The sequence below is a fragment of the Roseateles sp. genome (genome assembly GCF_039929605.1).
Lineage (GTDB): Bacteria > Pseudomonadota > Gammaproteobacteria > Burkholderiales > Burkholderiaceae_C > Pelomonas.
The window spans coordinates 1-21,685 of the sequence record NZ_JBDSQX010000155.1; the positions used below are offsets into that span (position 1 = coordinate 1).

Sequence of the window (21,685 nt, forward strand, 5' to 3'; positions counted from 1 at the left end):
GTGCTGCTGGTGGAAGACAACGACCTCAATGCCTACATCGCGCGCTATGTGCTGGAGGCCGGCGGCTTTGAGGTCGAATGGGTGGTCAACGGCCAGCTGGCCCTTGACGCCGCCGCCGCGCGCCGGCCCGACATCATCCTGATGGACCTGCGCATGCCGGTGCTCGACGGCTATGAGGCCACGCGCCGGCTCAAGGCCGACCCCGCGCTGTGCAGCGTGCCGGTGCTCGCGATGAGCGCCGAGGCCCTGCCGGACGAGATCACCCGCGCCTTGGCCGCCGGCTGCGCGGCCCACATCGGCAAGCCCATCGACGTGACCACGCTGGCGGCGCAGGTCAGGGCCTGGGTGGAGTGAATGAGGCCCCTCGCCCGGCCGCGCGCCGCTGCTTTCGGGCCGAGCGCCGGGCCGCTCCCAAGCCGGCCCGCCTTGGCGATGTGCTTGCGGCTCAACGCCGCAAGCATCGCCGTCCCCTTGGGGGACCGACTGGGCAAGCCCGCGTTCAGCGCGGCGGGACCAGGCGAGGGGCGCTTCAGTCCTGGCTGGTCTTCACCAGCAGCGTGCCGCGGCCGATGACGCAGGGGTGGGCGTGGCGCACCATGGCGCGGCCGTCGACGTGGAAGAGCCAGCCGCCCAGCGTGGCGTTCCACTCGACGCTGGCCACGTGCCAGTGCAGCACCAAATCCTGCTCGGCAAACACCGGCGCCTTGAATGAGAAATTGAAGTTCAGGCACAGCAGCTCGCGCTCCTGGCCGTCGTCGCTGCGCGAGAAATGGCTGGCCGCGAGGCCGATCATCATGGCCGTCGTCTGCTGGCCGCTGGCGATGATCTCGCCGTGGCGGGCGCGCTGAGCGGCCTGTACGTCGTAGTGAAGGGGATTGGTGTCGCCGGTCACGCGGGCAAAGGTGGCGATGTCTTCCCGCGTGAAGCGCACGATGCGCTCGCAGGTTTCGCCAACGCGCACGAGGGGGGGTGATTCGATTTCGACGAGGGCGGTGTCCATACTGCTTTCTCCGAGGGAAGCGCCCTGCAATGGGGCATGTCAACGGCAGACCGGCTGCGCTCCCTATAGAGCTAGCAATCGGAGTGCCAATGCCCTGGACGTTAGCTCACGTACTGCGACGTAACTACCAATCCAGGCGCTGCCCGTCGTAGTTGAAGTAACCACCCGTGTCCGCTGGTTTCACGCTGGCCAGCACGGTGCGCATGCCGGCAACGCTGGTGCTCGCGTCGATGTCGGCGCCAGCGCCGCCCATGTCAGTGCGCACCCAGCCGGGGTGGAAGCTGATGACGGTGGCCTTGCCGGCAAGCGCGAGCGAGGCGTCCTTCATGACCGAGTTCACCGCCGCCTTGGACGCTGCATACAGCCAGGCGCGAGGTTCATTGCGCAAGCCGATGGAGCCCATGCGGGACGACATGATGGCGACGCGCGCGCCCGGCGCGAGGGCCTCGGCGACCTGCGGCAGCAGCCGCATGGGGCCCAGCACATTGGTGTGCATGACGGCGTCGAAGTCGGCCGCCGTGGGCGTGTCCATGCCCGAAGTCGCGGGGCCGTAGACGCCGGCGTTGATGACGACGACATCAAAGCGCTCGCCGTCGATCAGCCAAGCCAGGCCCGACACGCTGGCCGCATCGGCCACATCCAGCTTGAGTGCGCGGGCGCCATGCCCGCGCAGCCGCTCCAGCGCCGCGTCGTCCCGCGCCGTGGCGGTGATGCGCGCGCCGGCCGCGCGGTACTGGCGGACGAACTCGAAGCCGAGGCCGCGCGACGCGCCGATGATCAAGACGTTCATGGTTTGGTCAACGCCAATTTGGCGGCAAGCAGAGTGAAGAGGCCAGCGCCGCCGAGGTTGAGGCCGCGCCCCAGCCAGGGTTGCGGCTTGGCGCGGCGCAGCGGCGTGACGAGGGCGATCAGCGCGAGCAGAAACAGCAGGCCCTGCACGATGAACCAGGCGCCCAGGAACAGGAAGGCCAGCGTCTTGTCGGGCGAGTCAGCCGCGATGAACTGCGGCAGCAGCGCGAGGAAGAACAGCGCCACCTTGGGGTTGAGCGCATTCGTGAAGAAGCCCTGGCGCGCCGTGCGCCACAGCGAGGTCGGTGCGGCCACCTCGGCGGCGACCGCAGGCTTCAGCCCGGCCCGCGCCATGCCCCAGGCCACGTAGAGCAGGTAGGCGGCGCCGACGTACTTGACGACGGCAAACGCCTCGGCCGACGTGGCCAGCAGCGCCGCCAGCCCGAAGGCCGCGGCCAGCGTGTGCAGCACGCAGCCAGCCATGATGCCGACCGCCGCCGCCACGCCCTGGCGCCAGCCGCCGCGCAACGTGCTGGCGACGGTGTAGGCCATGTCGACGCCGGGCGTGGCGTTGAGGACGAAGACGGTGGCCGCGAAAAGGGCCAGGTCGTGGGTGCCGAGCATCAAAGCAGCTCCACCGCCATCGCCGTCGCCTCACCGCCGCCGATGCACAGCGCCGCCAGCCCCCGCTTCAAACCGCGTGCCTTCAGCGCGCCCAGCAGCGTGACGACGATGCGCGCGCCGCTGGCGCCGATGGGGTGGCCCAGCGCCACGGCGCCGCCGTTGACGTTGACGATCTCGTGCGGCAGCTTGAACTCGGCCATGGCCGCCATCGTGACGGCCGCAAACGCTTCATTCACTTCCCACAGGTCCACGTCAGACGCCTGCCAGCCGGCCTTGGCCAGCGCCTTGTTGATGGCGCCAACCGGGGCCGTCGTGAACCAGTCGGGCGCCTGCGCGTGCACCGAGTGGCTGACGATGCGGGCCAGCGGCGTCAGGCCGCGCGCCTTGGCCGTGCTCTCGCGCATCAGCACCAGCGCGGCGGCGCCGTCGGAGATGCTGGACGACGTGGCGGCCGTGATGGCGCCGTCCTTCTTGAAGGCGGGCTTGAGCGTGGGGATCTTGTCGAGCTTGGCCTTGAAGGGCTGCTCGTCGAACTTGATGACGGTGTCACCCTTCGGTGAGCTCAGCGTGACGGGCGCGATCTCCCAGTCGAACGCGCCGCTCTCGTTGGCGGCCTTGGCGCGCTGCGTGGACGCGATGGCGAACTGGTCCATCGCCTCGCGGCTGAAGCTGTACCGGGCCACGCACTGCTCGGCAAAAACGCCCATGGCCTTGCCTCGTTCGTAGGCGTCTTCCAGGCCGTCGATGGCCATGTGGTCATACATCTGCGCCGCGCCGTACTTGACGCCCTTGCGCGCGAACATCAGGTGGGGCGCGTTGGTCATGCTCTCCATGCCCCCGGCGACGACGACCTCGGCCGAGCCGGCGGCCAGCATGTCGTGGCCGAACATCATGGCGCGCATGCCGGAGCCACACATCTTGCTCAACGTCACGGCGCCGGCCGAATCGGGCAGGCCGGCCTTGCGCATGGCCTGGCGCGCGGGCGCCTGGCCCTGGCCAGCCATCAGGCAGTTGCCCATCAGCACTTCGTCGACGGCGTCGCCCGGCACGCCGGCGCGTTCGACGGCCGCTTTGATGGCGACAGCGCCCAGTTCCCAGCCGGCAAGGCCGGCGAAATCACCCAGCAGGCCGCCGATGGGGGTGCGGGCGGCGGACACGATGACGATGGCATCGGACATTTCAGGACTCCGTTTTGATGAACGAAGCCGTCATTCTCGCGCCGGCTCAGCGCAGCGCTGTCGGAGGGACGATGCCGCACCCGGCCGGGCGGACGTCCGTTCGGATCCGGCCGCCGAACGGCGGGTCGCTACGCGAAGGAAGGCCGGCGAGGCAGGCATGAAATACCGCTGGCGGGCCAGGCCGACACCGAGGGCGCACCTGCGAACCAGGCAACGCTGCGGCCCTCATTTGTGAGGAGGCCATCGAGCCCTTCCCTGCCTAACATCGACTGCACTGCAGTCAGCGGTCCGGGAGAACAGGCATGCCTAAGAACACGTCAACACAAGGCGCCGGCTGGGGCGTCTACCTCGCCGGCGTCGGCGCCGCAGCCGCAACGACCTTCTTCGACCGGGTTCGCAACGGCGAAGTCTCGGCGCTGCGCAAGACTGGCATCGCGCTGCGCGAGATGATCGGCTCGAACGACTTCACAAGCGGCAATGCCAGCATGCTGGCGCTGTTGATCTTCTGCCTCGTCACGGCGCTGATGGTCTTCGTCTACAGCCCGCGCGAACAAAAGGAGGCCTTCGTGCTGGGGCTGGGCGTGCTGGCGGCCATGGGCATGGCCATCGCGCCGCCGGAACAGACCACGCTGCACGCGGCGCCGACGGCGCCACTGGCGCCCGTCCATGTGAGCGAGTTCAGCTGGATCTCCAGCGCACACGCGCAGCCCACGCCGGCTGCGGAACAGAGCCGCGCCGACGACCTGCGGACCGCCGGCATCTGGGTCTTCCTTGACGGGCCGCAGCGCCTACAGCCGCGCGAGACCCGCGTGCTCGTGTTCTCGCTGCGGACCCACGCCACTGTGTTGAACGCACCGGCGAGCCCGGCCTTCCAGTTATCGCTGCCGGCCGGCAGCTACCAGTTCGAGATCAGTCATATTGGCTATCGCAGCACCGTTTTCAACCTGGACCTGAAGCCCGGTTCTCAGGCCATTCAGGTGCCAATGGAGGCGGTCAACATGGAGTTGCTGAACTTCTTCGGCCCGGCGAAGGGTAGGCCGAAGATCAAGGCCGACTGGGCTCAGAAACTCGACAACGCGGCACAGTCCTGCGCTGAATCGCATGACAGGGTGCAGGCCGCTGCGGCGCTGAAGGGCCTGGACAAGCGTTGGCTCAACAACCTGTCCGACGAAGCGCGGCGGACCCTCTGCCAAGCCTGATCCAGCAGGCGTGACCGCCTGCGGCTCACTGCCACAACCGGTAAGCCCAGAAGGCCTCTTCCGCCTGGATGCGGCGGCGCAGGTCCTCGGGGCTGAAGCCGGTGAGGCGGCGGGTCTCGCGGCACAAGTGGGACTGGTCGGCGTAGTCGTTGTCGGCAGCGATGTCGGCCCAGTTCACGGCGCCGGCGCCCTCGGCTGCGGCCACTGAGTAGAAGGCGCTCTCGGCGCGTGACACGGCGCGGAGTTCGCGCAGCGGCAACCCCGCCCAGGCCTTGATGCGGCGCTCCAGCTGGCGCAAGCTGCGGCCGGTGGCGCTGGTGGCCGCGCGCACGGCCAGCGCCTCGGTCCAGGCGGCGTAGCGGTGGCCCGGCTGCTGGGCGCCCAGCGCCTGCCAGCGCGGCAGCAGGAAGGCTTCGAGCAGCCGCAGCCGCGCGGCGTCGTCAGGCGCGGCGGACATGGCCTCGGCCCAGTCGCACCAGTCGGCGGGCAGCGCCTCGCGCACATCGACGACGCGGTTGACGTGGCGGTCCAGCGCGATACCGGTCAGCGCAGTGAACGCGTCAGGCAGCATCAGCAGCTTGAAGGCCCACATCTCGCCGGGGTTGCGCGTGTGGGTGGGCAGCGTGAAAGGCCCGCCGAACAGCGCCGGCACGTGGCGGCGTTCGGGCGGCGGCACCGAGAAGCCCGGCGTGGCCAGCCATTCGCTGCTGCCCTCGGCCCACCAGAACAGCTGCACCAGCGGCGTGGCGGGGAAGTAGTTCTCGCGCTCAACGGCGCTCAAGCCTCGGCCGCGCGTGTCGCGCAGCATGACGCCGCGCACGCAGCCGGCCAGGGTCAGCGGCGGCAGCCAGAGGCGGGTTGCGGCATCCATGAGTTCAGTGTCGCATTCGTTCAAGACCCGTTGCCCCCTTGAAGCGCAGCATCCGCCCCATGACAAGCCTGACCTGGAACGACCTCCCGAGCCACCCCGTCCGCTGGTGGGGCTTCCCCGTGCTGATGGCCATGCGGCGCGACTATCTCGCCGTGATCTCCGCGCAGCGCCCGCTCGGCGACCTGGTGGCCCAGACCATCCTGGGCGAGCGCGGCGTGGACGTGTTCGACCCCGAACTGCTGCGCGCCATCATGGTGGACCACGCCGACGCGCTGGTGCGCTGGCAGCGCGGGCCCGAGGTGTTCGCCGAGCTGATGGGCCAGTCGGTGCTCGTCACCGAAGGTGCCACCTGGCAGCGCCAACGCCGCATGCTGATGCCGGCCTTCACACCCAAGCGCGTGGCCGGCTACGCGGCGCTGATGACCGAGGCCGCCGTGCAGGGGCTGGACGCCGTTCGCCCGGGCGAGGTGGCGATGGACGCCCTCTTCAGCCACCTGACCATGGACGTCATCTCGCGCACGCTGTTCAGCACGCCCATCGGCGGCGACACGGGCGCGGCGGCCGAGGCGGTGCAGGTGCTCAGCGAGACGGCGCTGGCCGAGATGTTCTGGCCGGTCACGCTGCCCAACTGGCTGCCCCTGCCCGGCAAGGCCGCCAAGCGCCGCGCGGCGCGGCTGATCCACGGCCTGCTGGGCCGGCACATCGCCGCCCGACGGGCCAGCGGCGCCGTCAAGGAGGACCTGCTGGGCAGGCTGATGCTGCTGCGCGATGACGCCACCGGCGAGGCGCTGTCGCCGCAGGAGGTGTACGACCAGTGCATGGTCAGCTTCCAGGCCGGTCACGAGACCAGCGCGACGGCGCTGCTGTGGTGGAGCTGGCTGCTGGCCGCCCACCCCAAGGCCCAGGCCCGGGTGCGCGCCGAGGTGGACGAGGTGCTCGCCGGCCGCGTGCCCACGCCTGAGGACGCCAGCGCCCTGCCCTGGCTGGCGGCCACGCTGAAGGAGGCCATGCGGCTGTACCCGCCGGTCGCTGCCTTGATGACGCGACGGCTGACGCGCGACATCACCGTTGGCGGCGTGAAGCTGCCGGCCCGCACCCTCGTGCGCGTGACACCCTGGCTGCTGCACCGCGACCCACGCTGGTGGCCGGACGCACTCGCCTTCAAGCCCGAGCGCTTCCTGCCCGGCGCACCGGACGAGATCCCGCGCGGCGCCTACATCCCCTTCGGCATTGGCCCGCGCGTCTGCCTGGGCCAGCATTTCGCGGTGTTGGAGATGACGCTGATCGCGGCCTTGCTGCTGCAGCGCTTCGAGCTGGCACCCGTCGGCACCGAGGCGCCCAAGCCGCGCATGGCCGTCACGCTGCGGCCCGACGGCGGGCTGACGCTGCGGCTGACGAAACGGGATTAGCGATAAAACGCTTCGACCGCGCCCTTGAGTTTGATGCACAGCGGCCGGCCCTTGCGGTCCAGCGTCTTGCCGGCGGGCACCTTGACCCAGCCTTCGCTGATGCAGTATTCCTCCACGTCCTGGCGGTCCTTGCCGTTGAAGCGGATGCCGATGTCGTGCTCGAAGACGGCGGCGACGTGGTGGGGGCTGCGCGGGTCGACGCTGAGGTGATCGGGCAGTTCGGGGCGGGTGACGTCGGACATGGAGCTGGGCGGCAATGGAGCGAGGCCGGCATTGTCGCCGCCCCTCAATGAGAGGGTTGCCGCACCGGCAGCACGATGCGGAAGGTGGTCCCCTCGCCGACCCGGCTTTGCACCTCGATGCGCCCGTGGTGCCTTTGCACGATGCCGTAAGAGAGCGACAAACCTAGCCCCGTGCCCTTGCCGACCGGCTTGGTGGTGAAGAAGGGATCAAAGATGCGCGACAGGTGCTGCGCCGCGATGCCGCAGCCGGTGTCGGCCACTTCGATCCATACGTGGTCGTCTTCGGTCCCCGTGCTCACGGTGATGCACCCGCGCTCCGACCCCATGGCGTGCGCGGCGTTGACCACCAGATTCATCACCACCTGGTTGATCTGCGAGGCCAGGCACTCGATCTCCGGGATCTGCCCGTAGGTCTTGACGATGTCGGCCATCTGGCGCACTTCGCTGGCGACGATGTTCAGCGTCGAGTTGATGCCCTGATGCAGGTTGGCCAAGCGCCATTCCTGCGCCGAGTCGACCTGCGAGAACTCCCTCAGGTCTTGGACGATGGCGCGCACCCGCTCGATGCCTTCCCTGGACTCGCGCATCAGCCCGGGCATGTCTTCCTTCAGGTAGTCGAGCTGCAGGTCCTCGCGCAGGCGTGCCAGGCCGCTGGTGGTGGCGGGCGAGTTCAGCTGGGCGGCCGCGCGCTCGTAGGCGCCGAGCAACTGCATCAGGTTGTCGAAGTAGCCCTGCATCGCGCCGAAGTTGGAGCAGACGAAGCCGATGGGGTTGTTGATCTCATGCGCGACGCCGGCGGCGAGCTGGCCGATGGAGGCCAGCTTCTCCGATTGCACCAGCTGGCTCTCCCGGCGCAGGCGCTCGGACATTTCCGCCTGCAGGGCTTCGTTGGCGTGCACCAGCTTGACGGTGCGCTCCTCGACCGCCGCCTCGAGCTGGTCGATCTGCAGGCCGGCCTGCTGGGTCGACTCCCATTTGGCGGTCAGCGCGCTGGCCAGTTGGCGCACCTCGATGTTGTCGAACGGCTTTTTCAGGATCAGCAGCCGGTCGCGCGCGTCCAGGCGGGTCAGCACCTCTTCCCACGACGTGTCCGAATAGGCAGTGCAGATGACGACCTGCAGGCGCGGGTCAACCCGCCACAGGTGCTCGATGGTCTCGACGCCGTCCCAGCCCGGGGGCATGCGCATGTCGACGAAGGCCATCGCATAGGGGCGGCCGGCGCCCAGCGACGCTTGCACCTTGGCGAGACCCTCTTCTCCCTGGTAGGCCGAGTCGAGCTCGAACGGCACCTCGACCGACTTGACCTCGTCGTCGAACAGCGCGGCCTTGGCAGCGTCGAGCGCCGACTTGGCCGCCGACGGCGGCAGCAGGATCTTGCGGAAGTCCTCGTGGATGGTGGGCATGTCGTCCACGAGCAGGATGCGTCGGTTCTGGATCGGGTTCATGAGGCCGAGCTCCCTGTGGGTGGCTGCAGCGGCAGCTTGAGGGTGAAGGTGGCGCCGAGGCCGGCGCCTTCGCTATGGGCAACGAGCGTGCCACCCATCTCGCGCGCGGCCAGCACGCAGCTGTGCAGGCCGAAGCCATGCCCATCCTTCTTGGTGGTGAAGCCGTGCGCAAAGATGCGCGTCAGGTTGTCCGCCGGAATGCCCTCGCCGGTGTCGCTGACGCCGACCTGCAGCGTGCCGTCCGGCGCCACCTGCACGCCCAACGTGAGCCGGTGGCCGGCATCGGCCCCACCCTTCATGGCGAAGCGCGCGTTGCCGATCAGGTTGACCAGGATCAGCAGCACGCGGTGCTTGTCGAGCATCAGCAGCGGCACCGCCGCGAACTCCCTGACCACACTGACCTGGTGGTCGGCCAGGCCGCCGGTGTCGATGCGCAGCGCGTCCTCGACCAGGTCGATGATCTGGACCTCCTCCACGACGCTGGACGCCCCGGCATAGGACTGCTGCGTCGCCACGATTTCCTTGATGTGCTTGACGCTCTTGGTCAGCGCGGCGAGCTCGGCGGCAATGCCCTGGCGCTCCTCGGCCAGCGCCTCGGCCAGCTGCTTCAGGTAGCCCGGCAACAGGCGGCCACGCGGGTCGCTCGTGAGGTAGTCGCCCAAGTCATGGGCATGCGCGTCCATCAGTGCGACGGCACGCGCCAGGCCGCTCGATTCCGAATCACGCACCTTGGCGCCGATCAGCTCGGCCGACACGTTGACGCTGTTGAGCACATTGCCCACGTTGTGCAGCACGTTGGTGGCGATCTCGGCCATGCCGGCATGGCGGGCGTTCTCCAGCATCTGGCGCTGCGCGGCCTGCTGCTCGCGCGCCTTGCGCACCGCCTCCTCGGCCTCCTCGCGGCGGAAAAAGTAGTGCCCGGTGGTCAGCAGGATGACGATGATCGGCACGGCCGCCACCACCACAACAATCCCCGAGCTGCGAAAGCTCAGGTACAGGAAGCTGGCGACCGAGGCATTGCCCGCATAGGCCACGCCGAGCCAGCCGAACGAGTCGATGAAGCTGCGCAGGCGCAACGGCTCGTTGCTCTTCAGGCGCGCGACCATCGTCACCATGACGGTGTTGATGACGAAGTAGGCCAGCGCGAAGCAGATGGCGCCGGCCAGCAGCAGGCCGTCGTTGTCCAGCCCGTGGCGCCGCAGGGCGTCGAGCGCCGCATGCAGCAGCGAGCCGGCACTGAACATCGCGACGGCCGCCATCGCCGGGCTGGCGATGCGGCTCGTCCAGCGCCGGGAGGTGCGGTAGGAGCCCACCGCCGCCTCGCAGGCGGAGGCGATCGCGGCCGCCTCCGGCCCGTCCAGCAGCAGCAGCAGGAAGATGAAGATCTCGCCCGCAGTGAAGGAGTTGGTCGAGCGCGGGATGCGCACCGGCACCAGCCCCGCCAGCATCGCCAGCACCGTGCCGCCGGCGAGGTGCAGCCAGGCCTGCGGCGGCAGCCCGGCGACATGCTGCACGGCGTGCGCCAGCACGGCCAGACCGAACACGACCATGGACCACCAGTACACCGTGGCCCGGCGGTTGTAGTCGGGCATGAGCCGCTCGTGCAGACGCAACCACCATGCCTGCCGTTGCGGGTTCGTTGCCACCATGGCCGCCGGGTTCATCACGGCCTCACGGCTCGCCGCGATGGTTGGTTTCACTCATGACGACGCCTTCACTCATGACCAGTCCCTCGCTCATGACGATGCCTTCACTCATGACGATACCCTCGCTCATGACAATGCCCTCACTCATGACGATGCCTTCGCTCATCACGATGCCCTCGCTCATGACGATGCCTTCGCTCATGACGATGCCGCTGCCCGAGGCCAGCCAGCCCGACAGCGTGGCGACCGGCATGAACAGCCCGGTGCGTGCGCGCAGCGAGCTGCCGCCAGCCAGCGGGCTCGCCCAGACGACGCCGGCAGTGACGAAGCGCTGGTTGGGCGCGCGGGCCACCGTGATCGCCCGCACCCACTGGCCGGCGGCTTCCCCGGCGCGTGCGGGTGCGTAGACCACCGTGAGGCGCTGCGCCGAGTTGCGCACCCAGACCAGGCGCGGGTCGTAGATCGGCTGGAACTGCGTGAACAGCGCGGCGCCGCTCAGCAGGTGCGAGCCACCGGCGAAGACGATGCGGCCCCAGGCCACCTGGGCGCCATTGATGACCGACACCGGCGCCGGCATGGCCTTGCCGGGCGCCAGCAGGGGCGCGCCCGGCTGCAGGGTGCCCGCGTCGATGGCGCTGGCCACGTCGGTGCGCAGCGCGCTGGCCAGGCGCACGGCACCATCGATGTTGAGCAGGCCCGCGCCCTGCTGCAGCAGGTTGGCGCCGGCTATCGGCTGTGCGGCGTACTGCAGCATCGCCTTGATCAGCGGCGGCGTGAGCCCGGGGTTGGCCTGCAGCATCAGCGCCACCGTGCCAGCCACGACCGGCGCCGCCACCGACGTGCCACTCAGGTTCATCAGCTGCTGCTGGCGCAGCTGCGCCGTGCCGCCAAAGGGCGCCGACAGCTCGGGATAGGTGCTAGGCAGGTAGCTCCAGTCGCCGCCGCGGCCCGGCCCGCTGGCCAGCATGCTGACCACCTTGTTGCCGGGGGCCACCAGGTCGGGCTTGAGCAGGTTGTCGACGCGGCGCATGCCGTCGCTGGCGATGCGGACGCCGCGCGTCGGGCCGCGCGAGCTGAAGAAGTTGACGCTGTCGTCGTCGCGCCGCGCCGTGGCGTGCGTGTTGGCCGCGCCGACGGTGATGACCGACGGCTCGTTGCCCGGCGCGCTGATGCCACCGTACTGCTCGGCGCCAGCGGCCGTCTGGCCGTAGTTGCCGGCGGCCACCACCACCGTGATGCCGGCCGCCACCGCGCTGCGTACCGCGCGGCACAGCGGGTCGGTGAGATAGGACTCGCTGGAATCAGCGGCCAGGCTGACGTTGAGGACGCGGATGTTGTATTCCCGCGCATGCTGGATGACCCAGTCGATGCCTGCCAGCACGTCGCTGAGCTGGCCGGTGCCGGCGTCGTCGAGCACCTTCACGTCGAACAGGTTCGCGTTCGGCGCGATGCCGGTCGAATCCACCGCCTGGTAGGCGCCGCGCCCCGCCGCCACGCCGGCGACGTGGCTGCCATGGCCATAACTGTCAACCTCAGCGGCGCCGTCGGCAGCGATCCTCCTTTCGAAGGCGGACATCGCCTGGCTGCCTTGCCCACCCGCTAAGGTGGAGGTGGAAAGGTCAATGCCGGCCGTCCAGTCACGCAGGCGGCCGACACCGGCGTCGCCCACCTTCAGGAAGTCGACCGCGCGCAGCACGCGCGAGCGTTGCGGGCCCGTGCCGCGCAGGTTGTCGTGATCGGGGTCGATGCCCGAATCCAGCACCGCGATGCCGATACCGCTGCCGTCCAGGCCCGGCGCCGAGCCGATGCCACTACCGCTGCCACGAACAGTGGCAGCGCCCGTCGCCAGCTCCAGCGCGCTGGCGGTGCGGGCGGCGGGCCGGTTGGGCGAGACGCTCTGCACGTCGGCCCGCGCGGCGATCTCGGTTAGGCGGCTGGCGGGCAGCATCACGGACAGCGCCCGCACCGACACATAGCGGTGGTAGACCGAGCCGCCCGCGGCCAGCACATGGGCGCGCAGCTCGGCCAGCTCGGGGTCGGCCGAGCTGCTGACGATCAAGGCCTTGACGTAGCGCGTGCCGGCTGCTTCACGCGCCCAGGGGTGGCGGATGGGGGCGCGCACATCGAGCGCCTGCCGCAGGTCCGGCGCGATCTTGTCCGATGCGCCGGCCTGCGCTCGCGCTGGCAGCGGGCCGAACAACAGGCCCAGCAGGACTGCGGCCAGAAAGGCGCCGAGCAGGCCGCGTGCCGCGCGGAACTCGACGAGGACGATGAAGGGGAGTGGTGAAGTAATGCGCATGAGGACTCCTGTGCGGGCTGCATGAGACGCCGGCCATACGGGCAAGAGGAGCCGCTGAACTGCCGCAGTGGCGGAGCTGCCGCCTTCGACCCCGCATCGGGCATCGAAGGACGATGGACGCAGCACCTCGCGGTGCCGCTCCATCTCTATGGCAACCCCGCTGTCGTGGCCCGAAGGCTGTAGACCGGAAGCTTTGCGACCCCGGCTTTCGCTCGGGTGTGCCTTTGTCATCAAGTGACTTGAATGTATGGAAACGCACCCGGCCGTGCCTGCGGCACTTGCGCCCGCCAACGTCAGAAGTCACGAAATGCAACCTTGATACAACTTCTTCTTGCTATCGGCTCAGTCACAACTCAGCCAGGCGGCTATGGCCAGGCCTCACCGAGCTGGGGATACCCCTCGCAGCCCGCGCGCCCGAGCATGGCGACATGACCGAAATCACCCTGCTGCTGACGGCCCTGGCGAGCGGCGATGCCGATGCGCGCGACCGCCTCTACACCCTGCTCTACCCCGAACTCAAGCGCCTGGCGCGCAGCCATCTCGCCGGCCAGGCGCCGATGACGCTGGAACCGGCGGCGCTGATCCACGAGGTTTGGCTGAAAAGCGCAGGCCGCGAAGGCGCGTTGCATCGCGGCCAGTTCTTCGCGCACGCCAGCAAGGTCATGCGCAGCGTCATCGTCGACCACGTGCGCGAGCGCCATGCCGACAAGCGCGGCGGCGGGGTGGCGAGCGTGACGCTGTCCACCGCCGCGTTGGAGCAGCTAGGCGCCCCCGATGTCCTCAAGCTCGACGAGGTGCTGCAGACGCTGGAACGCGCCGACGACCGGGCGCACCAGGTGGTGCAGATGCGCTTTTTCGGCGGGCTGGAGATGGAGGAGATTGCCGAGGTGCTGGGCGTGTCGGTGCCGACCGTGAAGCGCGACTGGCGCAAGGCGCGAGCCTTCCTGTTCGACGCATTGCAGGCGTGACGAGCCCCTCGCCCAATCTCGCGCCGCTGGACGCGGGCGAGCCTGGTCGGTCCCCCGAGGGGACGGCGATGCTCGCGGCATCGAGCCGCAAGCACGTCGCCATGGCGGGCCGGCTTGGGAGCGGCCCGGCGCTCGACCCGGAATCAACGGGGCGCTGAGGTGAATACCATCGATCAGGCTGCGGTGCTGGCCGCCTTCGACGCCTGGCAGGACGCGAGCCCGGCCGAACGCGAGGCGCTGCTGGCGAAGCTGCCGGCCGCACAGCGCGAGCGGCTGCAAGCCCTCATCGCCGCCGACCGCCGGGCCGAGGCGCAGGATTTTCTGGCCCAGCCCGCGCAGTTGCCCACCGCGCCCGAGCTGGCCGGCCAGGTGCTGGGCGCGTGGACCTTGGTGGCGCCGCTCGGCAGCGGCGGCATGGGCGAGGTGTGGCGGGCACGGCGTAGCGACGGCGCCCACCAGGGCGAGGCGGCCATCAAGCTGCTGCACAGCCCCTGGCGCGGCGAATCCGCACGGGCACGCTTTCGCCGCGAGGGCGAGCTGCTGGCGCGGCTGACCCACCCGCACATCGCCCAACTGCTGGACATTGGCGAGGCGCAGCTCGGCGGCCTGCCCACGCGCTACCTGGTGCTGGAGCTGGTGGACGGCGAGCGCGTTGACACCTGGTGCGATGCGCAGAGCGCGAACGTCGACGCGCGGTTGCGGCTCTTCCTGCAGGTCTGCGACGCCGTGGCCCATGCCCACGCCAGGCTCGTCGTGCATCGCGATCTCAAGCCCAGCAACATCCTCGTCACGGCGGCGGGCCAGGTGAAGCTGCTGGACTTCGGTGTCGCCAAGCTGCTGGCGGATGACACCGGCCCCGAGCTGACGCGACAAGCCGCCGCTGGCATGACGCCCGAGTACGCTGCGCCCGAGCAGCTGCGCGGCGAGCCGGTCAGCACGGCCACCGACGTCTACGCGCTGGGCCGCCTGCTGTGCCTGCTGCTGACCGGCCAGCGCGAGCCCGGCCCCAAGCTGCGCGGCGAGCTGGCGCTGATCGTGGCGCGTGCAGTGAAGGAGAAGCCGGAGGAACGCTATGCCGGCGCGAGCGCGCTGGCCGAAGACGTGCGCCGCTATCTCGACCATCGACCCATCACCGCCCGGCCCGACTCGCTGGCCTACCGCAGCGCCAAGTTCGCGCGCCGCTACCGGCTGCAACTGGCGGCACTCGGCCTGGTGATGGCGAGCTTGATCGTCGGCGTGACGGCGGCGACCTGGCAATGGCAGGAGGCCCGCCGCGAGGCCGAGCGCACGCGGCGTGTGCAGAGCGTGCTGACGGAGCTGCTGGCCGGCCTCAGCCCCGATGCGTCGGGCAGCGCGACCGTGCCCATGATCGAGCTGCTACGGCGCAGCTGGGCCGAGGCGAAGCGGCGCTTAGGCGACGACCCGGCGCTGCTGGCCGAGGTGGCCCGGCCGCTGGGGCTGCTGCTGAACCAGTCCGGCGACATGGCGCTGGCCGCCGAGGCCTTGGGGCTGGCGCACGCGCAGTTGCAGGGCCGCGGCGAGACCGGCCGCGAGGTGGCCTTCGAGCTGGCCAATGCACGGCGCCGGCTGGGCCAGGCCGATCAGGCTCGCCCGCTGCTCGAAGCCTTGGTTCCCGCCACGCCGAGCCAGGACGACGCGGTCGCCCTGTCCGCCCTCGCCCACCTCGGGGAGATGGCGATGGAGGAAGGCCAGCTCGACGCGGCGCAAACCCTGCTGGCGCGCGCCGAGCGCGGGGTGCGCGAGCGCTTCGGCACGACGCATGAACGCTACCGCCGCGTGGCCGATGCGCTGTCGAGCCTGGCCCGTGCCCAGGGCCGCTGGGATGAGGCCAGACGCTGGCTGCAAGCCCTCGTCGCTGCCAGCGACGGCTCCGGGCGGCTGATCGCGGCGCAGGCCCGCATGGCGGCGGCGACGATGGAGGTCGAACTCGGCCACCATGCCGCCGCCGTGCCGCTGTTGCGTGCCAGCGTGCAGGAACTGACCGAGGTGCTGGGGCCGGTCGACTTGAACACCGTCGCCACTCGCTCATGGCTGGCGACGGCGCTGTTCCACCACGGCCAGCGCGACGAGGCCGCCCGCGAGGCCGAAGCCGCCTGGGCACAGGCCCGGCGCGGCGGTGACGCCACCTCGGCCGCCATCATCGGCCTGGTCGCCGCGCGCCAGCAGCTGCGGCGCGGTGACACCGCCGCCGCCGAGGCGCGGCTGGCTGCCCTGCTGGCCGAACTGCAGGCCGCCGGCAGCCCGGCCGCCGAACGAGCCCGGGCCCTGCTGGGAGAGGCCGCGCTGCGCCGCGGGCACGTGGCCGACGCTGGCGCGCTGCTGGGCCGGGCCGACGCCGCCCAGCGCGAGCTGCTGGGCCCGCGCGACACCGACCGCTGGCCCACACTGGCCTTGCTGGGCCTGACACACGAAGCCGCCGGCCGCCCGGCGCAGGCCCATGCGGCCTACCGCGAGGCGCTGGCCCTCGCAGACGCCGGCCTGCCACCCGGCCACCCCGATCGCGGGCGACTGCGGGCCCTCGCCGCCCTCGGCGGCCCGGATGCCCGGGCCGCGCTCGACGCCTATGCCAACGCGCTGGCCGACCGCGCTGACGCCGGGGCCACGCGCGCAAGGCTGGCGCAATTGCTATCGTCCACATCCCACCCGGCGCCGCCGGGGCTGGCTCTGCTGGACTTCTGACGGAGGACTTGATGACGCGACCCTCTCCCCTTCTTGTCACGGCGTTGTTGAGCGCCGCGCTGGCGGTTCATGCCGCCGACATGGCCCCGACCGCAAGCCCACAAGCCAAGGCCTCCGGCACGCCGACGGCACAGGCCGCCGCCAAGCCCAAACCTAAGCACGCGATGCCGGTGGCCGGCGGCGGCGGTGGCGGCGCCGCCACCGATGGCAGCAACACCGGCACACAGGTCAAGCCCAAGTTACCCAAGTGCCCTCAGGATGGCGCGGCGCTCTGCCCGAAGGTGAAAGCCGTCGGGCAGTAGGCGCAGCGGGCGTCAGCCCTTCGTCACGACCAGCGTCACGTCGTACTTGCCGCCGTCGCCGACGATGGTGATCGTCTTGGTCTTCGGGCCGGCGGCCACGCTGAGCAGGTTGGCGCTCAAGGCCACTTCCACCGTCGAGCCGACGCGGTCGTCGAAGTTGGGCGCGCCGGTCGGGATGGCGAGGGCACCGTTGATGTCGGTCTTCAGCTTGCTCACGCGCTGGGCGCGCGTCATGCCGGCCGACGCGGCCAGCGCACCGACCACGGCCGCCTTGACCAGCTCGCGTGCCGCCGACGCCTTGCCGTCGTCGTGCTCCATCATCGACACGAGGATGACCGCGTTGGCCGGGTTGGCAATGGCCTTGGCGCTGCCCGACGGGCCCCAGGCATTCCTGCGCCACACGAAGAACGGAAAGTCGTTCGGGTTGAGGCCGGGCTGCAGCGGGTGCGTGGTGCAGGTGTCGCCCGCGTCCACGCCGCCCCAGGGGCCGTAGAGCGTGACCTCGGCGTTGGGCAGGATGGGGTTGGTCAGGTCGACGGCGGTGATGAGCACATAGGGCTCGTCCGAGCCGACCTCGTCGGTCTCGATGCGGCACTTGATCTTCTTCAGCGCGATGGTGACGGGCAATGCAGACATGGTGATCTCCTTGAGAGTGGAAGCACAGCGACATGCCGGCCTCGTCAACAAGGACGGGAAACCAATCACGAGAAAGATCATTCGGGTGACTATTCACCGCAAATGGCCGGAGCCGAGGGGTCGTCGTTCACGACGGCCAAGCCGTAGCAGGAAGCGAGGAAGCGGGCGGGCTGCTGACAGCCGCTGTCAGCGCCCGCGCCGAGCATGGCGGCCTCACCCAACAAGGAGACCGCCATGCAACCCGACTGCCTCATCCTCTACGTCAACAGCCCCGCCGAGAGTGCGCTGTTCTACCGCGCGCTGCTGGGCCGCGAAGCCGTCGAGCAGAGCCCGAACTTCGCGATGTTCATGCTCAACGACAAGACCATGCTGGGCCTTTGGGCCGCGCACGATGTGCAGCCCGCCAGCAGCCTGCGCGGCGGCGGCGCGGAGATCGGCATCACGGTCGGCAGCGAGGCTGAAGTGGATGCTGCGGTCGCGGTCTGGAAGGCCGCCGGCTGGCCGGTGCTGCAGGCCCCGACGGCGCTGGACTTCGGCTACACGGCCGTGACGGCCGACCCGGACGGGCACCGCGTGCGCGTGTTCCGGCCGACGCAGGGCTGAGGCCGAAGGCGCGTCAGCTTGTGCGCCGAGGCTTGCTCTTGCCACGCAGCTGAGCGCCGGCACTGGCGGTGCCGCGCGTCGCCGGCTTGTCGGCCGCAGGCTTGGCGGGCTTGACCAGGCCGGTCGCCGCAGACACCGCGACGGTCTGGTACTCGGCGGCGTAATGCTTGCGCATGCGCACCATCTCGCGCTTGTACTTGCCGGCGAGTTGCTGCTTCTTCGTGTCCGACAACAGGCGCCCGGCAACGTGGAAGAACTTCGATTCTTCTTCCTTCAGGTGGTGGCGCACCTTGAAGCTCAGCGTCTTGGCGATGGCGATCCAGCCGTCCTGCTGCTTGTTGCGCACCGACAGGTCTTCAAGCAACTCATCCACCTGGTGATGCTCGTGCAGCGCGTGTCGCGACGCGTCGAGGCCACCGTCTTCCATCAACAACGGGATGTAGAGGAAGCGCTCCTCGGCCGCCGCGTGCGCCATCAATTCAACCTTCAGCTGCAGGAACAGCACCTGGCGCGCGGCCATATCGCCGCGCGACGCCGTGAGCTTGCGGCACAGGTCGCGTTGCAGGTCGTGGCTTTCGCGGATGGCGTCGAAGATCATGCGGGGGTCTCCAGGGACAGCGGTGTGCTGTCGTCATTCTGGAGGGCTGACGGGCCCCGCGTCTGTCAGACTGCGCCGCTTCGGTTCACCCCACAGCGCGTGTCGCCAGCGCTCAGGCCGGCGTCGCGTAGCGCGCCTTGACGCGCTCCAGCGCGCGGCGGTAGGCGGGCTCGACGTCCTCGGCGCACGCGGCCGTCAGTTGCAAGTCTTCCAGCAGGCCGTTGTGCAGGCCGTAGACCAAGCCATGCACGACGATCTGCTGGCCGCGCTGCCAGGCGTCCTGCACCACGGTCGTCTGGCAGGCATTGCGGGCCTGCTGCAGCACGTTCAGCTCGCACAGCGCGTCGACGCGGCGTGCCTCGGGCACGGTGTCCAGCCAGGCCTGGTGGTCGTTGCGCACGTCCTGCACGTGGCGGATCCAGTTGTCGGCCAGGCCGACGCGGATGTCGTAGAGCGCCGCACGCACGCCGCCGCAGTTGCTGTGGCCGACGACGATGATGTGGCGCACCTTGAGCAGGTCCACCGCGAACTGCATGACGGACAGGCAGTTGAGGTCGGAGTGCACGACGACGTTGGCGACGTTGCGATGCACGAAGAGCTCGCCCGGCAGCAGGTCCACCAACTCGTTGGCCGGCACGCGGCTGTCGGCGCAGCCGATCCAAAGGTATTGCGGCGTCTGCTGCTTGAGCAGGCCGGAGAAGAAGCCCGGTTCGCGCGCCTCGGTGTCGGCGGCCCAGCGCTTGTTCTTGTCGAGGAGATCCTGCAGTTCGCGGTTGGTCGTCGTCATGCCCGCGATTGTCTCAGCGGCGAGTTACATCGTTTGGCTACGGCACACATCCGCTTTGCGGATATGACCCTTCGCCGCAACGGCGCCGCTGTGCGGCTTGTTGTCCGTCCCCTCGGCCATTACATGGTCTCGGCAAACAGCTCGCGGCCGATCAGCATGCGGCGAATTTCACTGGTGCCGGCGCCAATCTCGTAGAGCTTCGCGTCACGCCACAGGCGGCCCAGCGGGTAGTCGTTGATGTAGCCATTGCCGCCGAAGATCTGCACGCCCTCGCCGGCCATCCACGTCGCCTTCTCGGCCGTCCACAGGATGACGCTCGCGCAGTCCTTGCGCACCTGGCGCACATGTTCGGCACCCAGCATGTCGAGGTTCTTGGCCACCGTGTAGGCAAAACTGCGCGCGGCCTGCAGCACGGTGTACATGTCCGCCACCTTGCCCTGGATGAGCTGGAACTCGCCGATGCTCTGGCCGAACTGCTTGCGGTCGTGGATGTAAGGCACCACGTTGTCCATGACGCTCTGCATGATGCCCAGCGGCCCGCCGGTCAACACGGCGCGCTCGTAGTCCAGGCCCGACATCAGCACCTTGGCACCGCCGTTCACCGCACCCAGCACGTTCTCGGCCGGCACCTCGACGTTGTTGAACACCAGCTCACCGGTGTGCGAGCCTCGCATGCCGAGCTTGTCGAGCTTCTGCGCGATGCTGAAGCCGGGCATCCCCTTCTCGATCAGGAAGGCCGTCACGCCACGCGCGCCCAGCTCCGGGTCGGTCTTCGCATACACGACGAGGGTGTCGGCGTCGGGGCCGTTGGTGATCCACATCTTGGTGCCGTTGAGCACATAGACGCCGCCTTTGTCATCGGCGCGCAGCTTCATGCTCAACACGTCAGACCCCGCGCCCGGCTCGCTCATCGCCAGCGCGCCGACATGCTCGCCGCTGATCAACTTGGGCAGGTATTTGGCGCGCTGCGCGTCGTTGCCGTTGCGCTTGATTTGGTTCACGCACAGGTTGCTGTGCGCGCCGTAGGAGAGGCCGACCGAGGCGCTGGCGCGGCTGATCTCTTCCATCGCGATCATGTGGGCCAGGTAGCCCATGTCTGCGCCGCCGTACTGCTCCGGCACGGTGATGCCCAGCACGCCTAACTCGCCCATCTTGCGCCACAGGTCCATCGGAAACTGGTCGCTGCGGTCGATCTCCGCCGCGCGCGGGGCGATCTCTTCATCGGCAAAGGCACGCACCGCGTCGCGCAACGCATCGATGTCTTCACCGAGCTGGAAATTGAGGCCGGGCAGATTCATGGTCGGAGTCTCCTGTGCGCCCCCTTCAGCCCGGTTGTGCCAGGCCCGCCGGGCGCTTTAATTGACGTAAACGTCAACTGTAGCAATTCAACCGCTTGCGTCTGAAGGCTGGGGCAGCAGGCGGCGCACGAGCGGGTGGGCGATCTTCTTGTCCGTGCCGACGGCGTAGAAGACTTCCTCGACGCCATCGCAGTCGCCCACGCGCACCAGGCCGTCACGCTGCACGAGCTTGTCGCTCATCAAGGTCGCGGCCGGGAACACGCCCATGCCCGCCGCGCCGAAGGTGGCCAGCAGCGCGCTGTCCTCGAACTCGCCGGCCACCTTGCCGCGCACGCCGTGGCGTTCCAGCCATTGGTTCAGCCGCGGGCGCACGGCGGCGTGGTCGGTGGGCAGCAGCAGCGGCACGTCGGCCAGCGACGCGGGGAAGTCCCGCATCGCCGCTTCGGCCCAACGCGGCGCCGCAAACCAGGCCATCGGCGAGCTGCCGAGCGCATGGCTGTAGACGCGCAGGTTGGGGTTGGGCGGCGCCGGCCGGTCGGCCAGCACGACGTCCAGCCGGTGCAGCGCCAGGTCGCCGAGCAGGTCGTCGAACTCGTCCTCGTGGCAGAGCAGGCGCAGGTGGGGCGTGTCGATGATGGGCTGCAGCAGGCTTTGCACGACGAGCTTGGGTAGGCCATCGGAAATGCCCACGGCCAACCGCACGGCCGGCGCTGTGGCGGCGTCGCGCACACGCTCGGGCAGCGTCTCGCCGAGCGAGAAGATCTGCTCGGCCACCTCCAGCGCGGCCTGGCCGGCGTCCGTCAGCGTCAGGCCCCGGCCGGCGGGCTTGAGCAGCGCGGCGCCGAGCGACTGCTCCAGCTCGCGCACCTGGGTCGACACCGTCTGCACCGACAAGCCCAGCCGCTCGGCCGCACGCGTGAGCCCGCCCTCCTTGGCCACGGCCCAGAAGTAGTACAGGTGGCGGTAGCTGAAGCTCAGGCTCATGGGGTCGTTATCGCAAGTTATGCGGAAGTATCTCTTCTCGGTTCTCTGCTTTTTATTGATTCGATGAAAGCCTAGTCTGGCGGTCCTTGTCGACGGCTCAGGAGGCC

Annotated in this window: 21 protein-coding genes and 1 riboswitch; of the genes, 7 read left to right on the top strand and 14 right to left on the bottom strand. The window is 69.6% G+C overall.

Translation table 11 applies throughout. The features are described 5' to 3' along the window. Positions 1-354, top strand: a 354-nt coding sequence (locus ABIS05_RS21170; protein ID WP_348014071.1) for a response regulator, incomplete at its 5' end; no start/stop codon positions are given. Between the two features lie 175 nt (positions 355-529). Here ABIS05_RS21170 and ABIS05_RS21175 read toward each other — a convergent pair. The 4 genes from ABIS05_RS21175 to ABIS05_RS21190 all read right to left on the bottom strand — a co-directional run bounded on the left by ABIS05_RS21175 (position 530) and on the right by ABIS05_RS21190 (position 3,591). Next, positions 530-1,000 carry a MaoC family dehydratase gene (locus ABIS05_RS21175; RefSeq protein WP_348014072.1) on the bottom strand — a complete coding sequence of 157 codons (471 nt, stop codon included), beginning with the start codon at positions 998-1,000 and terminating at the stop codon, positions 530-532. Positions 1,001-1,124: 124 nt separating this feature from the next. Then, positions 1,125-1,790 carry an SDR family oxidoreductase gene (locus tag ABIS05_RS21180; protein WP_348014073.1) on the bottom strand — a complete coding sequence of 222 codons (666 nt, stop codon included), beginning with the start codon at positions 1,788-1,790 and terminating at the stop codon, positions 1,125-1,127. Then, positions 1,787-2,413 (bottom strand): LysE family translocator, encoded by a 627-nt coding sequence (locus ABIS05_RS21185; protein ID WP_348014074.1) that lies wholly within the window; start codon positions 2,411-2,413, stop codon positions 1,787-1,789. The genes ABIS05_RS21180 and ABIS05_RS21185 overlap by 4 nt, the downstream gene beginning before the upstream one ends. Further along, the gene (locus tag ABIS05_RS21190) at positions 2,413-3,591 is read right to left on the bottom strand and encodes an acetyl-CoA C-acyltransferase (protein ID WP_348014075.1); all 1,179 of its coding nucleotides are present in this window, start codon (positions 3,589-3,591) and stop codon (positions 2,413-2,415) included. The genes ABIS05_RS21185 and ABIS05_RS21190 overlap by 1 nt, the downstream gene beginning before the upstream one ends. A gap of 302 nt (positions 3,592-3,893) precedes the next feature. On the opposite strand from ABIS05_RS21190, the gene ABIS05_RS21195 reads away from it, so the two are divergent. Further along, positions 3,894-4,790: a hypothetical protein gene (locus ABIS05_RS21195; protein WP_348014076.1), complete on the top strand. Its 897-nt coding sequence runs from the start codon at positions 3,894-3,896 to the stop codon at positions 4,788-4,790. Positions 4,791-4,815: 25 nt separating this feature from the next. Here the strand turns inward: ABIS05_RS21195 and ABIS05_RS21200 are convergent, their stop codons facing one another. Next, on the bottom strand, positions 4,816-5,661 hold the full coding sequence (locus ABIS05_RS21200) for a helix-turn-helix domain-containing protein (RefSeq protein WP_348014077.1): 846 nt from the start codon (positions 5,659-5,661) through the stop codon (positions 4,816-4,818). A 59-nt stretch (positions 5,662-5,720) separates the two neighbouring features. On the opposite strand from ABIS05_RS21200, the gene ABIS05_RS21205 reads away from it, so the two are divergent. Then, complete coding sequence (locus tag ABIS05_RS21205; protein ID WP_348014078.1) at positions 5,721-7,070, top strand: cytochrome P450; 1,350 nt, start codon at positions 5,721-5,723, stop codon at positions 7,068-7,070. Here the strand turns inward: ABIS05_RS21205 and ABIS05_RS21210 are convergent. The 4 genes from ABIS05_RS21210 to ABIS05_RS21225 are packed head-to-tail and all read right to left on the bottom strand — an operon-like array spanning position 7,067 to position 12,702. Next, the gene (locus ABIS05_RS21210; protein ID WP_348014079.1) at positions 7,067-7,312 is read right to left on the bottom strand and encodes a DUF3297 family protein; all 246 of its coding nucleotides are present in this window, start codon (positions 7,310-7,312) and stop codon (positions 7,067-7,069) included. The genes ABIS05_RS21205 and ABIS05_RS21210 overlap by 4 nt on opposite strands. Positions 7,313-7,356: 44 nt before the next feature. Continuing rightward, positions 7,357-8,757, bottom strand: a complete 1,401-nt coding sequence (locus ABIS05_RS21215) for an ATP-binding protein (protein ID WP_348014080.1) — start codon at positions 8,755-8,757, stop codon at positions 7,357-7,359. Further along, positions 8,754-10,457, bottom strand: coding sequence for a HAMP domain-containing sensor histidine kinase (locus ABIS05_RS21220; protein ID WP_348063326.1), 1,704 nt, complete (start codon positions 10,455-10,457; stop codon positions 8,754-8,756). The genes ABIS05_RS21215 and ABIS05_RS21220 overlap by 4 nt, the downstream gene beginning before the upstream one ends. After that, positions 10,429-12,702 carry a S8 family serine peptidase gene (locus tag ABIS05_RS21225; protein ID WP_348014082.1) on the bottom strand — a complete coding sequence of 758 codons (2,274 nt, stop codon included), beginning with the start codon at positions 12,700-12,702 and terminating at the stop codon, positions 10,429-10,431. The genes ABIS05_RS21220 and ABIS05_RS21225 overlap by 29 nt, the downstream gene beginning before the upstream one ends. Before the next feature lie 147 nt (positions 12,703-12,849). Next, positions 12,850-12,935: riboswitch (cyclic di-GMP riboswitch) on the bottom strand. Between the two features lie 195 nt (positions 12,936-13,130). Between ABIS05_RS21225 and ABIS05_RS21230 the strand changes: the two genes are divergently transcribed. The 3 genes from ABIS05_RS21230 (at position 13,131) to ABIS05_RS21240 (ending at position 16,672) form a co-directional block, all read left to right on the top strand. Continuing rightward, positions 13,131-13,670, top strand: coding sequence for an ECF-type sigma factor (locus ABIS05_RS21230; protein ID WP_348014083.1), 540 nt, complete (start codon positions 13,131-13,133; stop codon positions 13,668-13,670). A 159-nt stretch (positions 13,671-13,829) separates the two neighbouring features. Continuing rightward, entirely contained in the window at positions 13,830-16,370 is a 2,541-nt protein-coding gene (locus tag ABIS05_RS21235) for a serine/threonine-protein kinase (protein ID WP_348014084.1), read from the top strand. Positions 16,371-16,381: 11 nt separating this feature from the next. Beyond that, entirely contained in the window at positions 16,382-16,672 is a 291-nt protein-coding gene (locus tag ABIS05_RS21240; protein ID WP_348014085.1) for a hypothetical protein, read from the top strand. 12 nt (positions 16,673-16,684) lie between these two features. Here the strand turns inward: ABIS05_RS21240 and ABIS05_RS21245 are convergent, their stop codons facing one another. Then, positions 16,685-17,308: a hypothetical protein gene (locus tag ABIS05_RS21245; RefSeq protein WP_348014086.1), complete on the bottom strand. Its 624-nt coding sequence runs from the start codon at positions 17,306-17,308 to the stop codon at positions 16,685-16,687. A gap of 234 nt (positions 17,309-17,542) precedes the next feature. Here ABIS05_RS21245 and ABIS05_RS21250 point away from each other — a divergent pair, with 234 nt between their 5' ends. Beyond that, positions 17,543-17,911 carry a VOC family protein gene (locus ABIS05_RS21250; protein WP_348014087.1) on the top strand — a complete coding sequence of 123 codons (369 nt, stop codon included), beginning with the start codon at positions 17,543-17,545 and terminating at the stop codon, positions 17,909-17,911. A 13-nt stretch (positions 17,912-17,924) separates the two neighbouring features. On the opposite strand, the gene ABIS05_RS21255 is transcribed toward ABIS05_RS21250, so the two are convergent. The 4 genes from ABIS05_RS21255 to ABIS05_RS21270 all read right to left on the bottom strand — a co-directional run bounded on the left by ABIS05_RS21255 (position 17,925) and on the right by ABIS05_RS21270 (position 21,578). Beyond that, positions 17,925-18,509 (bottom strand): hemerythrin domain-containing protein, encoded by a 585-nt coding sequence (locus ABIS05_RS21255; protein ID WP_407074906.1) that lies wholly within the window; start codon positions 18,507-18,509, stop codon positions 17,925-17,927. 112 nt (positions 18,510-18,621) lie between these two features. Continuing rightward, complete coding sequence (can, locus tag ABIS05_RS21260) at positions 18,622-19,296, bottom strand: carbonate dehydratase (protein WP_348014088.1); 675 nt, start codon at positions 19,294-19,296, stop codon at positions 18,622-18,624. Between the two features lie 119 nt (positions 19,297-19,415). Beyond that, positions 19,416-20,594 carry an isovaleryl-CoA dehydrogenase gene (locus ABIS05_RS21265; RefSeq protein ID WP_348014089.1) on the bottom strand — a complete coding sequence of 393 codons (1,179 nt, stop codon included), beginning with the start codon at positions 20,592-20,594 and terminating at the stop codon, positions 19,416-19,418. Between the two features lie 87 nt (positions 20,595-20,681). After that, positions 20,682-21,578 (bottom strand): LysR family transcriptional regulator, encoded by an 897-nt coding sequence (locus ABIS05_RS21270; RefSeq protein WP_348014090.1) that lies wholly within the window; start codon positions 21,576-21,578, stop codon positions 20,682-20,684. Between the last annotated feature and the right edge of the window lie 107 nt (positions 21,579-21,685).

What these genes read in the sequence shown, in the direction of transcription:
- can (WP_348014088.1), bottom strand. Translation starts at nt 19,296, where the DNA reads ATGACGACGACCAACCGCGAACTGCAGGATCTCCTCGACAAGAACAAG.
- ABIS05_RS21190 (WP_348014075.1), bottom strand. Translation starts at nt 3,591, where the DNA reads ATGTCCGATGCCATCGTCATCGTGTCCGCCGCCCGCACCCCCATCGGC.
- ABIS05_RS21240 (WP_348014085.1), top strand. Translation starts at nt 16,382, where the DNA reads ATGACGCGACCCTCTCCCCTTCTTGTCACGGCGTTGTTGAGCGCCGCG.
- ABIS05_RS21270 (WP_348014090.1), bottom strand. Translation starts at nt 21,578, where the DNA reads ATGAGCCTGAGCTTCAGCTACCGCCACCTGTACTACTTCTGGGCCGTG.
- ABIS05_RS21250 (WP_348014087.1), top strand. Translation starts at nt 17,543, where the DNA reads ATGCAACCCGACTGCCTCATCCTCTACGTCAACAGCCCCGCCGAGAGT.
- ABIS05_RS21205 (WP_348014078.1), top strand. Translation starts at nt 5,721, where the DNA reads ATGACAAGCCTGACCTGGAACGACCTCCCGAGCCACCCCGTCCGCTGG.
- ABIS05_RS21185 (WP_348014074.1), bottom strand. Translation starts at nt 2,413, where the DNA reads ATGCTCGGCACCCACGACCTGGCCCTTTTCGCGGCCACCGTCTTCGTC.
- ABIS05_RS21180 (WP_348014073.1), bottom strand. Translation starts at nt 1,790, where the DNA reads ATGAACGTCTTGATCATCGGCGCGTCGCGCGGCCTCGGCTTCGAGTTC.
- ABIS05_RS21245 (WP_348014086.1), bottom strand. Translation starts at nt 17,308, where the DNA reads ATGTCTGCATTGCCCGTCACCATCGCGCTGAAGAAGATCAAGTGCCGC.
- ABIS05_RS21255 (WP_407074906.1), bottom strand. Translation starts at nt 18,509, where the DNA reads ATGATCTTCGACGCCATCCGCGAAAGCCACGACCTGCAACGCGACCTG.
- ABIS05_RS21265 (WP_348014089.1), bottom strand. Translation starts at nt 20,594, where the DNA reads ATGAATCTGCCCGGCCTCAATTTCCAGCTCGGTGAAGACATCGATGCG.
- ABIS05_RS21215 (WP_348014080.1), bottom strand. Translation starts at nt 8,757, where the DNA reads ATGAACCCGATCCAGAACCGACGCATCCTGCTCGTGGACGACATGCCC.
- ABIS05_RS21230 (WP_348014083.1), top strand. Translation starts at nt 13,131, where the DNA reads ATGACCGAAATCACCCTGCTGCTGACGGCCCTGGCGAGCGGCGATGCC.
- ABIS05_RS21195 (WP_348014076.1), top strand. Translation starts at nt 3,894, where the DNA reads ATGCCTAAGAACACGTCAACACAAGGCGCCGGCTGGGGCGTCTACCTC.
- ABIS05_RS21200 (WP_348014077.1), bottom strand. Translation starts at nt 5,661, where the DNA reads ATGGATGCCGCAACCCGCCTCTGGCTGCCGCCGCTGACCCTGGCCGGC.
- ABIS05_RS21210 (WP_348014079.1), bottom strand. Translation starts at nt 7,312, where the DNA reads ATGTCCGACGTCACCCGCCCCGAACTGCCCGATCACCTCAGCGTCGAC.
- ABIS05_RS21175 (WP_348014072.1), bottom strand. Translation starts at nt 1,000, where the DNA reads ATGGACACCGCCCTCGTCGAAATCGAATCACCCCCCCTCGTGCGCGTT.
- ABIS05_RS21225 (WP_348014082.1), bottom strand. Translation starts at nt 12,702, where the DNA reads ATGCGCATTACTTCACCACTCCCCTTCATCGTCCTCGTCGAGTTCCGC.